At 66.9% G+C, this 13,585-nt stretch carries 10 protein-coding genes; 3 read left to right on the top strand and 7 right to left on the bottom strand.

What is annotated here, in order from left to right:
• The first annotated feature begins 19 nt into the window (after nucleotides 1–19).
• Nucleotides 20–415: an RNA polymerase-binding protein RbpA gene (locus QRM95_RS00790; RefSeq protein WP_285246028.1), complete on the top strand. Its 396-nt coding sequence runs from the start codon at nucleotides 20–22 to the stop codon at nucleotides 413–415.
• Here the strand turns inward: QRM95_RS00790 and pgl are convergent.
• The 6 genes from pgl to tkt are packed head-to-tail and all read right to left on the bottom strand — an operon-like array spanning nucleotide 368 to nucleotide 8,585.
• A complete protein-coding gene (gene pgl / locus QRM95_RS00795) occupies nucleotides 368–1,186 on the bottom strand; it encodes a 6-phosphogluconolactonase (RefSeq protein ID WP_285246029.1) in 819 nt (272 codons plus the stop codon). The two genes, QRM95_RS00790 and pgl, sit on opposite strands and share 48 nt — an antisense overlap.
• A complete protein-coding gene (locus tag QRM95_RS00800; protein WP_018761263.1) occupies nucleotides 1,176–2,117 on the bottom strand; it encodes a glucose-6-phosphate dehydrogenase assembly protein OpcA in 942 nt (313 codons plus the stop codon). Before QRM95_RS00800 ends, pgl begins: the two co-directional genes overlap by 11 nt.
• Nucleotides 2,114–3,673 (bottom strand): glucose-6-phosphate dehydrogenase, encoded by a 1,560-nt coding sequence (gene zwf / locus QRM95_RS00805; RefSeq protein WP_285246030.1) that lies wholly within the window; start codon nucleotides 3,671–3,673, stop codon nucleotides 2,114–2,116. The genes QRM95_RS00800 and zwf overlap by 4 nt, the downstream gene beginning before the upstream one ends.
• Nucleotides 3,674–3,688: 15 nt before the next feature.
• Nucleotides 3,689–5,320 carry a phosphoglucose isomerase-related protein gene (locus QRM95_RS00810; protein WP_285246031.1) on the bottom strand — a complete coding sequence of 544 codons (1,632 nt, stop codon included), beginning with the start codon at nucleotides 5,318–5,320 and terminating at the stop codon, nucleotides 3,689–3,691.
• Nucleotides 5,321–5,326: 6 nt separating this feature from the next.
• Nucleotides 5,327–6,442, bottom strand: a complete 1,116-nt coding sequence (gene tal, locus QRM95_RS00815; RefSeq protein WP_285246032.1) for a transaldolase — start codon at nucleotides 6,440–6,442, stop codon at nucleotides 5,327–5,329.
• Nucleotides 6,443–6,467: 25 nt separating this feature from the next.
• Nucleotides 6,468–8,585, bottom strand: coding sequence for a transketolase (tkt, locus tag QRM95_RS00820; protein WP_285246329.1), 2,118 nt, complete (start codon nucleotides 8,583–8,585; stop codon nucleotides 6,468–6,470).
• Nucleotides 8,586–9,098: 513 nt separating this feature from the next.
• On the opposite strand from tkt, the gene QRM95_RS00825 reads away from it, so the two are divergent.
• The gene (locus tag QRM95_RS00825; protein ID WP_285246033.1) at nucleotides 9,099–10,058 is read left to right on the top strand and encodes a heme o synthase; all 960 of its coding nucleotides are present in this window, start codon (nucleotides 9,099–9,101) and stop codon (nucleotides 10,056–10,058) included.
• Nucleotides 10,059–10,281: 223 nt separating this feature from the next.
• Complete coding sequence (locus QRM95_RS00830; RefSeq protein WP_285246034.1) at nucleotides 10,282–12,549, top strand: SulP family inorganic anion transporter; 2,268 nt, start codon at nucleotides 10,282–10,284, stop codon at nucleotides 12,547–12,549.
• 91 nt (nucleotides 12,550–12,640) lie between these two features.
• Here QRM95_RS00830 and QRM95_RS00835 read toward each other — a convergent pair whose 3' ends face one another.
• On the bottom strand, nucleotides 12,641–13,585 hold the full coding sequence (locus tag QRM95_RS00835; RefSeq protein ID WP_285246035.1) for a COX15/CtaA family protein: 945 nt from the start codon (nucleotides 13,583–13,585) through the stop codon (nucleotides 12,641–12,643).

Below are 13,585 nucleotides of genomic sequence, written 5' to 3' on the forward strand. Positions count from 1 at the left end.
CTTCGAGGCAGGAGATGTCATGGTCCATCCAGCATCGGGCTTTCGGGGGACCCGCGCCGGGGTGACGGCAGGGTCCGGATCGAGCCTGCAGTCCACCGATTCTTCCGCCCAGCCCCTCCCGCGCATCAGGGTGTCCTATTGGTGTGCGAAGGGACACGAGACCCAGCCGGTCTTCCTCAAGCTCCCCGAGGACCAGATTCCCGTGACCTGGGACTGCCGCCGCTGTGGCGCTCCCGCCTCCCGTGACGGGCAGGCGGCCGCCTTGGCTGATCCGTTCGACGACGGATACAAGAGCCACCTGGAATACGTTAAAGAGCGGCGCTCCGACCGGGACGCGGAAGACGTCCTGGCCGGAGCGCTGGAAAAGCTACGCGCCCGCGGCGTCCTTTCGGACGAGTTGCTGCGGGACACGTGAGGCGGCGTTCTCGTCGATCAGCCACAGGGTACGGGACGTGCCGCGCGGCCCGGCGGCAGGTACCTGGACCGGGTTGGCGCCGGCAAGGGCAAGCCCTACCGCCCCGGCCTTGTCCTCTCCGGCCACCACCATCCAGACTTCTGACGCCGTATTAATGGCTGGCAGGGTCAGTGAAATGCGCAGCGGCGGCGGCTTGGGCGAGTTGCGGACGCCCACCACCGTGAGGTTCTTTTCCCTGATGCCGGCTTGCTCAGGAAACAGGGATGCGATGTGGGCGTCAGGGCCGACGCCCAGGAGCACTACGTCGAGGCGTGGCAGCGTTGACGGCTCCTCCGGGCGGTCATCGGACATGTCCGCTGCATGTTCGGCCGCTGCCGCGTCCCGGAGCTGCCGCGCATAGTCTTCGGCCGCCTCCTCGGCGGTGCCGAACTCGTCCGCGGAACCCGGGGAGTGGACCCGCTCCGGGTCCACCGGAATGTGCGAGAGCAAGGCATCGAACGCCTGCTTGGTGTTCCGGTCCGGGTCCGCGCTACCCACGAAGCGTTCGTCACCCCACCAGAAGTTGACCTTGGACCAGTCGACGGCGGGCGCCGCCGGGGAATCGGCCACTGCCTTCAGCGTACCGATCCCCACGGTCCCCCCGGTGAGCACCACTGTGGCTTCGCCGTACTTGTCCTGGACATCAACGAGCTTGGTGATCAGGCGGGCCGCGATGGCGGCCATGAGGACGGACGAATCAGGATGGATGCTTACTCTGGGGTCAACGCTCACTGGGTCGGACGCTCCTTAGATTGGTACGTGGCAGTCCAATAGTAATCACTTCGCCGAATACTTCGTCCGGGTCCAGCCGGCGGAGCTCCTCGGCGAGGCAGTCGCGGAGGCTGCGTCGGGGGAGGGTGATCCGTTGGGCAGGCTGGCCGGGCTGGGTGAGTTCGGCGACCGAGAGTCCTGGGCGGAAGAGCTGCACGTCACCGCCGGGCCGGCTGAGGCGGACGCGGCGGATGCCTGTCCCGGCCGGGTCCGCGACGATGGTCACGGGCGCGTCCAGTGTCAGGGTGAGCCACGCCGCGAGCAGGATGGTGGAGGGTGAGTCCGAGGCGCCTTCGACCGCGACCGCGGTGACCGGAGAGGAATCGACTTCGTCCAGGGCCGCGGCCAGCTGGATCCGCCAGTTGGTCAGCCGGGTCCAGGCGAGGTCGGTGTCACCGGCTTTGTAGGTGTGATGGATCCGTTCCAGTGCGGCCTGCGGATCCGGTTCGTTGGCAGAGTCGGTGATCCTGCGGTGCGCGATCGCGCCGATGGAGGTCTCGCACGCGTTTTCCGGTGCCCCATGCGGCCACCAGGCCACGATCGGGGCATCCGGGAGCAGCAGGGCGGCCACCAGGGATTCGGACTCGTGCGCGAGCTGGCCGTAGCCACGGAGCACGATGACCTCGGACGCGCCGGCATCCCCGCCCACGCGGATCTGCGCGTCGAGCCGGTCCTCGGCGTCCTTTCCGGCGTCGGCCAGGACGATGATCCGGCAGGGGTGTTCCCGGCTGGCGTCATTCGCGGCCTCGATGGCCTCTTCCTCAAGCCCGGACTTTGTCACCACCACGAGGGTCAGGACCCGGCCCAGGGCGATCACCCCGCCCTGCTCGCGCAGGGACATGAGTTTCTTGGATACCTTCGAGGTGGTGGTGTCGGGCAGGTTTACGATCATGGCCTTCTCCAGGTTCGTCCGTCGCGGGCCAGCAGCTCATCGGCGCTGGCCGGGCCCCAGGAGCCGGGGGCGTAGGGTTCGGGCTGTTCGGCCAGGGTGGCCCAGTACTCCTCGAACGGGTCAAGGATCTTCCAGGACAGTTCCACTTCCTGATGCCGCGGGAACAGCGGCGGCTCACCGAGCAGGACGTCCAGGATCAGCCGCTCGTACGCTTCGGGGCTCGATTCGGTGAACGAGTGCCCGTAGCCGAAGTCCATGGTCACATCGCGGACTTCCATCTGGGTGCCGGGGACCTTGGAGCCGAACCGAATGGTCACGCCCTCGTCCGGCTGGACCCGGATCACCACGGCGTTCTGGCCGAAGTCGTCCTCGCCATGGTCGCGGAAGAGCAGGTTCGGCGCGCGTTTGAAGACCACGGCGATTTCGGTGACGCGGCGGCCCAGGCGCTTGCCCGCACGCAGGTAGAACGGAACCCCGGACCAGCGGCGGGTGTGGATGTCCACCCGGATCGCCGCGTAGGTCTCCGTGGTGGAGTCCGCGGGGATGCCTTCCTCCTCCAGGTAGCCCTGGACCTGCTCGCCGCCCTGCCAGCCACCAGTGAACTGGCCGCGCGCGGAGTGCGTGGAGAGATCTTCCGGGAGTTTGACCGCGGCGAGGACCTTTTCCTTTTCCGCCCGCAGGTCATCGGCGTTGAAGGAGATCGGTTCTTCCATTGCCGTCAGTGCCAGCAACTGGAGCAGGTGGTTCTGGATGACGTCGCGGGCCGCACCCACGCCGTCGTAATACCCGGCGCGGCCACCGGTGCCGATGTCCTCGGCCATGGTGATCTGGACATGGTCCACGTAATTGGCGTTCCACAGCGGTTCGAACAGCTGGTTCGCGAAACGCAGTGCCAGGATGTTCTGGACCGTCTCCTTGCCCAAGTAGTGATCGATCCGGAATACGGCGTCCGGCGGGAAGACGGACTCGACAATGTCGTTAAGCTGGCGCGCCGATTCCAGGTCATGGCCGAACGGTTTCTCGATCACCACCCGCCGCCACTTGTCCCCGTCAGCCTGCGCCAGGCCGTGCTTGGAGAGCTGCCGGCACACCTGCTCGAACGCCTTGGGCGGGATCGACAGATAGAACGCGTGGTTCCCGCGGGTGCCGCGGACGTCGTCGAGCTCCTTGATCGTCTCGCCGAGGCGCTCGAACGCGGCGTCGTCGTCGAACTCGCCCTGGACAAACCGGATGCCCTCGGACAGCTGGTTCCAGACCGCCTCATCGAACGGTGTGCGCGCGTGCTCCTGCACGGAGGCCTTCACCTCGGCGGCGAAGTCCTCCTTGTCCCACTCACGGCGGGCGAATCCCACCAGCGCAAAGCTGGGCGGCAACAACCCGCGGTTGGCGAGGTCATACACCGCCGGCATGAGCTTCTTCCGGGCAAGGTCGCCTGTCACCCCGAAGAGGACAAGCGACGAAGGACCGGCAATCCGGTTCAAACGGCGGTCACGCGGGTCGCGCAACGGATTACGCCCGCGGCCCGCGCCCTTCCTGCCGTATTCAGTTTCTGGCATGGTTGCTTCTGCGCCTTAGCTCTCGGTTGCGGATGCGCGGGTGGACAGCGCAGCGACAAGGTCCTGCAGCTGCGCCACACCGGCGGCACGGTCGGTGAGGTGGAGGCGCAGCACGGGCCGGCCGTGCTGGCCCAGGACCTGGGCGTCGCCTGCAGCCTGGGCGGCAATGAGCTCGCCGAAGCTGAACGGCCGGTCCGGGATCGCGAGGTCCTCGGCCGCAGCAGCGGTGACCTGCAGGAACACGCCGATCGCGGGGCCGCCCTTGTGGAACTGCCCGGTGGAGTGCAGGAAGCGCGGGCCCCAGCCGAAGGTCACCGGCCGGCCGGAAGCCGCAGCGAGCTCGTCACGGATTCCTTCGAGGCCGGCAAAGGCCAGGCGGTCGAAGTACGCCTGGACGCTCAGGTAGCTGTCGGCAGCGAGCGTCCCAAGGAGTGCTTCGACGGCTTCGGCGGCGGTGGTGGCGGCGCCGAGCCAGTCGCCGCCCCGGACCTCGATGGCACCGTCCACGAAAGCGGCAGGGGTCGGCTCCGGCTGGGCATCCAGCAGCCCCCGGGCAGCCACCTTGGCGGCTTCCACGTCAGGCTGGTCGAAGGGGTTGATGCCCAGCAGCCGGCCCGCAACGGCGGTGGCGAACTCCCACACCATCATCTGGGTGGCGAGGCCTCCGGCGATGGCCACCTGGTTGTCTCCGAGTTCGACGTCGGCATCCGCGGCTACCAGCCGCACCACCAGGACGTCGGGCGCGCCGGAGGTTACCTCGGGCGCGTTGGGTCCCGCGACGACCGGCAGGATGCCCGTCCCCAGCTTGCCCGTCGATTCAGCGATGAGCTGCTCGGCCCAGTCGGCGAAGCCAACGATGCCGGAGCCGTCCTCGGCGATCACGATCTTGTTCCGCAGCGGGCTGGTCCCGCCGAGGGCGGCGCCCAGGGCAAGGCCGATGTTTTCGGGGGCGTCGTCATTGAGGACCTCGGCGGCTTCCTCAGCCTCATCCAGGAAGGCCTGGATATCCACTCCGGCCAGACCTGAGGGCACCAGGCCGAACGCCGTCAGCGCCGAGTAGCGTCCGCCGACGTTGGGATCGGCGTTGAACACCGCGCGGTACCCGGTTTCGCGGGACGACTTGTCCAGTGGCGAACCGGGATCGGTCACGATGATGATCCGGCTCTTGGCGTCCAGGCCGGCCTCGGTGAAGGCCTGCTCGAAGATGCGGCGCTGCGAGTCGGTTTCCAGGGTGGAACCGGACTTGGACGAGACCACGATTGCGGTCTCGGCCAGCCGGTCCTCGAGGGCAGTACGGACCTGGTCGGGGTCCGTACTGTCCAGCACCGTCAGCTCGACGCCGGCCGTGCCTGCGATGACCTCGGGGGCCAGCGAGGATCCGCCCATGCCGCAAAGCACGATCCGGGTGACGCCCTCGGCGCGCAGGGCGTCGCGGAGTTCCAGGATGTCCTTGACCAAGGGTTGTGAAACGGTGGCCGCCTCCACCCAGCCGAGGCGGATGGCCGACTCGGACTCGGCATCAGGACCCCACAGGGTGTGGTCCTTCGCGAAGATCCGGGTGGCGATCCGGTCCTCGACCAGGGCGGGAAGGTGCTGGTCCAGGGCTTGCTGTGCAGCGCCGGTGGCGTCGAAGCTGAGTGTGCTCATTGTGTGTTAGGAGGCCTTCCGTGCAGAGGCGAGGGCACCTTCGACGTCGGCCAGCAGTTCCTTCCAGCTGGCCACGAACTTGTCCAGGCCTTCGGTTTCGAGCAGGGCGACGACATCGTTGTAGGAGATGCCGAGCTTTTCCAGGGCGTCGAGGGTGGCGTTCGCCTCGGCGTACGTGCCGGTGACGGTGTCACCGGTGACCACGCCGTGGTCGAAAGTAGCGTCCAGGGTCTTCTCCGGCATGGTGTTGACGACGCCGGGAGCGACGAGTTCGGTCACGTAGAGGGTGTCGGGGTAGGCCGGGTCCTTTACGCCGGTGGAGGCCCACAAGGGACGCTGGGGGAGTGCCCCGGCCCCGGCGAGCAGTGCCCACCGCTCAGTGGAGAAGAGTTCCTCGTAGACCTGGTAGGCCAGGCGGGCGTTGGCAACGCCGGCCTTCCCCTTCAGCGCCTTGGCTTCATCGGTGCCGATGTTGTCCAGGCGCTTGTCGATCTCGGTGTCCACCCGGGAGACGAAGAACGAGGCCACGGAGTGGATCTTCGCGAGGTCGTGGCCGTTCTCCTTGGCCTGCTCCAGGCCGGACTGGAAGGCGTTGATGACCGCGCGGTAGCGCTCCAGCGAGAAGATCAGCGTTACGTTGACGCTGATGCCCTCGGCCAGGGTGGCGGTGATGGCCTCGAGGCCCTCCAGGGTTGCCGGGATCTTGATGTGGACGTTGTCCTTGTTGACCCGCTGGTAGAGGTGCTTGGCCTCGGCGATGGTGCCTGCGGTGTCCCAGGCCAGGCGGGGGTCGACCTCGATGGACACACGGCCGTCGACGCCCTTGGTGGCTGCCGCCACCGGGGCGAAGAGGTCGCAGGCGTCGGCGACGTCGGTGGTGGTGATCTCGAAGATCGTTTCCTCGACGCTGGCGCCGGCCGCGGCCTGGGCTGCGATGGTGGCGTCGTAGTCAGTGCCGGAGGTAATGGCTGCGTGGAAGATGGACGGGTTGGTGGTCACGCCAACCACGTTCTTTTCCTCGATGAGCTTGCGCAGGGTGCCGGTTTCCAGGCGCTTGCGGGAAAGGTCGTCGAGCCAGATGGAGACTCCGGCGTCGGAGAGCTGCTGGGTGGGAGTAGTCATTTCTGTATCTCCTAAAAGATGAGGTTTAGCCCTGGAGGCTGGAGAGGGAGTCCTTGGCGGCGGCGGCGACTGCTTCTGCCGTGATGCCGAACTCCTGGAAAAGGCGCTTGTAGTCGGCGGAAGCGCCGTAGTGCTCGAGGCTGATGGAATGGCCGGCGTCGCCGACGAATTCCCGCCAGCCCAAGGCCAGGCCGGCTTCCACTGAGACGCGTGCCTTGACGGCGGCCGGCAGGACGGATTCGCGGTAGGCGGCATCCTGCTTCTTGAACCACTCGACGCACGGCATCGAGACAACGCGGGCGGCGATGCCGTCGGCCTGCAGCGCGTCGCGGGCCTGGACGGCCAGCTGGACCTCGGAACCGGTGGCAATCAGGATCACATCGGCAGGTACTGTGGCGCCGTCCTTCGAAGCCTCGGCCAGGACGTAGCCGCCCTTCGCAACCCCGGCTGTGGAACCGAAGGTGTCGCCCTCGGCGTCGCCCGTACCGCGTTCCCACGTGGGGATGTTCTGGCGGGTCAGGACGATGCCTGCGGGGTTGGCGTGGTTTTCCAGCATGGTCTTCCAGGCGGCAGCCACCTCGTTGGCGTCGCCGGGGCGGACCACGTCCAGTCCCACGATGGCGCGCAGTGAGGCCAGCTGTTCCACCGGCTGGTGGGTGGGGCCGTCCTCGCCCAGGCCGATGGAGTCGTGCGTCCAGACGTACAGGGACGGCACACCCATCAGGGCGCCGAGGCGGATGGCGGGCCGCTGGTAGTCGCTGAAGATCAGGAAGGTGCCCGAGAACGCCCGGGTGTTTCCTGCCAGGCTGATGCCGTTGACGATCGACGCGGCAGCGTGCTCGCGGATGCCGAAGTGCAGCACCCGGCCATACGGGTTGCCGGACCACGCGTCGGTCTGCTTGGAGGCCGGCACGAAGGACGGCGAGCCCTCGATGGTGGTGTTGTTGGACTCGGCGAGGTCGGCGGAGCCGCCCCAGAGTTCGGGCAGGACCGGACCCAGCGCATTGAGGACCTTACCGGAAGCCGCACGGGTGGAAACGTCCTTGCCTGCGGGGAACACCGGCAGGGCGTCGTCGATGCCCTCGGGAAGTTCGCGGGCTTCGATGCGCTGCAGCAGTGCTGCCCCTTCCGGGTTGGCTGCCTGCCAGGCGTTGAACGACTCTTCCCATTCCTTGTGTTCGGCAGCGCCGCGTTCAACCACGGAGCGGGCGTGTTCGAGCACTTCCTGGTCCACGTCGAAGGACTTGGCGGGGTCGAAGCCCAGAACTTCCTTGAGTGCGGCGACTTCCTCGGCGCCCAGGGCCGAGCCGTGGATCTTGCCGGTGTTCTGCTTCTTGGGTGCCGGGTAGCCGATGATGGTGCGCAGCGAGATGATGGACGGCTTGGAGGTCTCGGCCTTCGCGGCGAGCAGGGCCGAGTAGAGCTCCTGGACGTCTTCCTTGTATTCGCCCGTGCGGGTCCAGTCCACGCGCTGGGTGTGCCAGCCGTAGGCCTCATAGCGCTTCAGGACATCCTCGGTGAAGGCGATGTCCGTGTCGTCCTCAATGGAAATGTGGTTCTCGTCGTAGATCACTACGAGGTTGCCGAGCTCCTGGTGGCCGGCCAGCGAGGACGCCTCGGAGGTGACGCCTTCCTGGAGGTCGCCGTCGGAGGCGATAACCCAGATGGTGTGGTCGAACGGCGATTCACCCGCGGGAGCGTCGGCGTCAAAGAGGCCGCGCTGGCGGCGCTGGGAGTAGGCAAAGCCCACGGAGGACGCCAGGCCCTGGCCCAGCGGGCCGGTGGTGATTTCCACGCCGGCGGTGTGCTTGTACTCAGGGTGCCCCGGGGTGAGTGAACCCCAGGTGCGCAGCGCCTCCAGGTCCTTCAGTTCCAGGCCATAGCCGGAAAGGAACAGCTGGATGTAGAGCGTGAGGGACGTGTGGCCGGGGGACAGGATAAAGCGGTCGCGGCCCAGCCAGTGCGGATCACGCGGATCGTGGCGCATCAGCTTCTGGAAAAGAAGGTACGCGGCCGGGGCCAGGCTCATTGCCGTACCCGGGTGGCCGTTGCCCACCTTCTCTACGGCATCCGCTGCCAGCACGCGGATAGTATCCACGGCGCGCTGGTCCAGGCTGGTCCATGACAGTTCTTGCTCTTCCAAATGTGGCACGAAAACCGGGCCCCTCTCTGTGCTGGTGGCAGTGGTACACCGGATCCGGCTATGGACGCGCTCTGTGGCGCCGCTTTGGTGTGTACCAGCCGTTCACCATCGAAACGTTGATCTTTGCTTTCAGTCACGAACAGCGAATGGGAATGCGTTTTCCACCGCTTTCTTGCTGCGTGCTGATCTGGTGACAGCTTAGCTCTTATCCATAGTCCGGGCGGCCCGAATCTCACGTTTTGGACGCAATTTTCCCTTTTGTAAAAGGCTCCGGCGGAAGGCTGAGTTAATCTGCTCGAATGGGCCTGCGAGCGATCAACTGCGCATACGGCGGGCCCCGGGCGGGGGTGTCGGCACGGTATGATATTTGGAGGCCGACACCGGTGGGCACCAACGCCGCCGGAGTTTCCCGGCAGCTGCAGGCAGATGGCAATTTCCTTTCGTCGTGCCATGCCCGGGGCGGGGCCGCACGACCGGAGCTGCACAGCCAGCCTCAACTGCCACACAGAACGGGTGACTGCCACCGTGAGCACAACAGATACGCCGCTAAACGCATCCCGGGCCTCAGGCTCCGGGTTTGCCCGCAAGGCAAAGGCGTATCTCGCCCTCACCAAGCCCCGCGTGATCGAACTGCTCCTGGTGAGCACCCTGCCCACCATGATCTATGCCGAGCGGGGCTTCCCGTCCATCGGCCTGATCCTTGCCACCCTGGTGGGGGGCGCCTTCGCCGCCGGAAGTGCCGGGGCATTCAACTGCTACATCGACCGGGATATCGACAAGCTGATGCACCGCACCGAAAACCGGCCGCTGGTGACGGGCGAAGTCACGCCCCGCGAAGCGCTGGTCTTCTCATGGCTGCTGGGTGCGGCGGCGATCGTGATCCTCTGGTTTGGTGCGAACCCGCTGTCGGCCTGGCTCGGCCTGGGCGCCATCTTCTTCTACGTGGTGGTCTACACCATGATCCTGAAGCGCCGTACCGCACAGAACATTGTGTGGGGCGGCGCCGCAGGGTGCTTCCCGGTCCTGATTGCCTGGGCTGCGGTGACCAATTCGGTGGAGTGGCCGGCGGTCATTCTCTTCATGGTGATTTTCCTGTGGACACCGCCGCACTACTGGCCGCTGTCAATGCGCTACGGCGAGGACTACCGCAACGCCAATGTCCCAATGCTTGGCGCCATCGCCGGCGCCAAGGTGGTTTCCGTCCAGGTTGTCCTCTATGCCTGGGCCATGGTCGCCTGCTCGCTGCTGATGATTCCCGCAGGCGGCGCCGGTTGGGTCTACACGGCCACGGCGGTCGTGGCGGGCGCCTGGTTCCTTTATGAGTCCCATGCCCTGTATGCCCGCGCGCAGCGGGAGGACATCTCCGACAAGCGCGCAATGAAGGTGTTCCATGGCTCCATCAGCTACCTGACCCTGCTCTTCATCGCCCTTGCCGTCGATCCCTTCATCGGCCGGGCGGTGGCAGGCGGCTAGCTGAACCGCCGTACGAAGCTTCCGGCGGCCCCCACCCCAAGGTGGGGGCCGCCGTCTTTGTTGTTGAGCTTTGTTGGGGCGGCAGGCGTGGAAGCAAATCGGCGATTCGTTCCCTTGGCGAACTGTATGACATATTTGTCATATCTGTCACGTTAACTGTCATTGAACATGACCAGCTGCTTACGGTGGACCGGACCCTTCCCGCAAGCAAAGGAAACAGCCCATGGAAGCCCGTCCCACAGCCGTCCCCGCGCCCAGCCACAGCCCACCGGGCGGAAACAGTAACCCGCTTCGGAAAAAACCCGGAATCCCCGGGTTTGCCTCCCATCTCGGCGCCGACGTCCCCGCGTCCCTGGTCGTGTTCCTCGTCGCGCTCCCGCTGTCGCTTGGCATCGCGGCGGCATCCGGCGCCCCGATCATGGCGGGATTGATCGCCGCCGCGATCGGCGGCATCGTGGCCGGCAGTCTTGGCGGCTCACCGCTCCAGGTGAGTGGCCCCGCCGCCGGGCTGACCGTGGTCGTGGCCGGCCTGGTCCAGGAATTCGGCTGGCAGGTGACGTGCGCCATCACGGTGGCCGCCGGCGTCGTGCAGCTGCTGCTGGGCATCAGCCGCGTCGGCCGGGCAGCCCTGGCCGTTTCCCCCGTGGTGGTCAAAGCCATGCTCGCCGGCATCGGCGTCACCATCATCCTGCAGCAGCTGCACGTCCTTCTGGGGTCGCAGCCCGCGGGCTCCGCGCTTGAGAACCTCGCAGGACTGCCTGCCGCCATCACCAACCTGGAACTGCATGCCGCCCTGCTGGGCCTGGCGGTCATCGTGATCCTGCTGTGCTGGCGGTTCCTTCCCCCCATTGTCCGCCGGGTGCCAGGCCCGCTGGCGGCAGTTGCCGCCGGCACCGCGCTGGCGGTCGCCTTTGCCCCGGGGGTGGAACGGATCTCCCTCGACGGGTCGATCTTCGATGCGATCGCGCTGCCGCAGCTTCCCGACGGAAACTGGCGGGCCTTCGCCTTCGCAGTCCTGACCATGGCCCTGATCGCGAGCATCGAATCCCTCCTTTCCGCGGTTGCAGTGGACAAAATGCACACCGGCCCGCGCACCAACCTCAACAAGGAACTCGTCGGCCAAGGCGCCGCAAACATCGTGTCCGGATCACTGGGCGGCCTGCCCGTCACGGGTGTGATCGTCCGCAGCGCCACCAACGTGGAGGCCGGCGCGGCCACACGGACGTCCGCAGTGTTGCATGGCGTCTGGGTCCTTGCCTTCTCGGCGCTCTTCGCCGGACTGATCCAGCTGATCCCGCTGGCGGTCCTCGCCGGCCTGCTGGTGGTCATCGGTGCGCGCCTGATCAAGGTGGCCGATATCCAAACCAGCCTGCGGACCGGTGACCTCTTGATCTACGCCGTGACCCTTGGCTGCGTCGTCTTCCTGAACCTGCTGGAGGGCGTCATGATCGGGCTCGCCCTTGCCGCCACGTGCGTGCTGTGGCGTGTCCTTCGCGCCCCGATCCAGGCCCACCCGCCCGCCGCTCCGTCGTCGCCCTGGCGGGTGACCGTTGCCGGATCCTGCAGCTTCTTCGCCCTGCCGGGGCTGACCGGGACGCTGCAGTCAATCCCCGCCGCCGCGGACGTCGTCGTCGAGCTGAATGCGGACTACGTGGACCATTCGTTCCGCGAAGCCCTGCTGGCCTGGCAGGCCCAGCACCAGGCCACAGGCGGCACCGTGAATCTCGAAGAGCACGGCAACACCCTGTTCCGGGAAGCGGCAAACTGTTCACCCCGGCGCGGGGAAGCCAGCGAATTGCCTCTGCCGCCGCGGAAGGAATCCCTGCTGCAGGGCATCAACAAGTATCACCGCCGGTTCGCGGACCAGGTGCGTCCCCTGGTACATGACCTGGCCGAGGCGCAGAATCCGGACAGCCTGTTCGTGGCCTGCGTCGACTCCCGCGTCAACCCCAACCTGATTACCAGCAGTGGTCCTGGCGATCTGCTCACCCTGCGGAACATCGGCAACGTGGTGTGCAACCATGGCCAGGACGCCTCGATCGATTCCGCCCTGTCCTTCGCCGTCAACGGCCTGGGCGTGAAGTCGCTGGTGATCTGCGGGCATTCAAACTGTGGCGCCATGAAGGCGTTGATCGCCGAGGCGGACGGCGCGGACCATGCCTCCCTGGGCCCTGCGTTCGGGCGCTGGCTGGGGCACTCCCGGCAAAGCCATGCCGAACTGCTTGCTGGCCACCCGGTGGGGAAGCAGGCCGCCGCCGCGGGCTACAGCACGGTGGACCAGTTGGCGATGGTCAATGTGGCCGTGCAGCTGGGCAAGCTCCACAACCATCCGCACGCGGGGCCGGCCCTGGCCGGCGGGCAGGTCCAGGCAACCGGCCTGTTCTATGACATTGCCACCGCGCGGGTCCTCGAAGTGACGCCGAACGGCATAGCGGACCTCGACCCGGCGCTCGGGGCCAGGTTGCAGGACGGCGCCCTGGCGTCCGGCTAGTCCGGGTACCTGCGCCAAGGCCCGCCAATAAAGGAAAGGCGCCCCGGTCCACAAAGGGACCGGGGCGCCTTCTTTATGGCGGTGCCTGAACCTACTTGGCCGTGCTTGAGCGGGCGATATCCCAGGCGTTCGTCGATGCAGCCATCAGCAGCGCGGCACCGAGCATGTGGGCCGCCACCAGCAACGCGGGAATGCCGTTGTAGTACTGCGTGAACCCGATGACAGCCTGCAAGACCGTCACTCCAAGAAGGGCCAGGACTGCGGTCCGGAAGGGGCCGGAGATCCGCCGGCGCACCACCAGGACGAGGGCCACCACCGTGCCGGCAGTCACCAGGTAGGCGGGTACGGCATGGATGTGCGACACAAGGTCCCAGTCGAGGTTGTTGCGGGGCGCATCCGCGTCACCCGCGTGCGGTCCGGCTCCGGTCACCACCACGCCGAGCATGACGGCCACGGCAGAGAAGAGGGCGACGGCGGCCGTCACCGGGCGCAGGACCGCGGGCAGCACGGCCGGCCGGGCTGCCAGGAAACGGCCGGTCCGGCCGAAAGCGCGGTTCACCAGCAAGGTGGAGAAGACCACCAGGGCCATGGACACCAGGAAGTGCAGGCCCACCACCCACGGGTTGAGGTTGGTCAGCACGGTGATGCCGCCGATCACGGCCTGCGCCGGGATGCTTGCCAGCAGGCCCAAGGCCAGCAGGAAGAGGTCCTTGCGTTCCTTCCGCAGGTTCCACAGGTAAACCAGCAACAGCACGGCAACCGCGGCCAGGACAAACGTCAGTAGCCTGTTCCCGAATTCAATGAAACCGTGAATGCCCATTTCCGGGGTGTTCACCAGCGAATCGGAAGTGCAGCGCGGCCACGTGGGGCAGCCAAGTCCGGACGCCGTCAGCCGGACGGCACCGCCGGTGACCACCAGGAGTGTCTGGCCAATCAGCGACGCGACAGCGAGGCGGCGGACGCGGACGTCCACGGTGCGGGGCAGCCGGGACGCCAGGCGGCTGGCGAGCTGGGGGAGGCGGGAAGCCGTGGTCAC

It is taken from the genome of Pseudarthrobacter sp. efr-133-R2A-89, assembly GCF_030209315.1.
In the GTDB taxonomy this organism is placed as follows: Bacteria; Actinomycetota; Actinomycetes; order Actinomycetales; family Micrococcaceae; genus Arthrobacter.

Bases quoted from the DNA above. Each gene is read 5' to 3' on its own strand.
- QRM95_RS00790 (WP_285246028.1), top strand. From the start codon at position 20: ATGGTCCATCCAGCATCGGGCTTTCGGGGGACCCGCGCCGGGGTGACG.
- QRM95_RS00800 (WP_018761263.1), bottom strand. From the start codon at position 2,117: ATGATCGTAAACCTGCCCGACACCACCACCTCGAAGGTATCCAAGAAA.
- zwf (WP_285246030.1), bottom strand. From the start codon at position 3,673: ATGCCAGAAACTGAATACGGCAGGAAGGGCGCGGGCCGCGGGCGTAAT.
- QRM95_RS00810 (WP_285246031.1), bottom strand. From the start codon at position 5,320: ATGAGCACACTCAGCTTCGACGCCACCGGCGCTGCACAGCAAGCCCTG.
- tal (WP_285246032.1), bottom strand. From the start codon at position 6,442: ATGACTACTCCCACCCAGCAGCTCTCCGACGCCGGAGTCTCCATCTGG.
- QRM95_RS00830 (WP_285246034.1), top strand. From the start codon at position 10,282: ATGGAAGCCCGTCCCACAGCCGTCCCCGCGCCCAGCCACAGCCCACCG.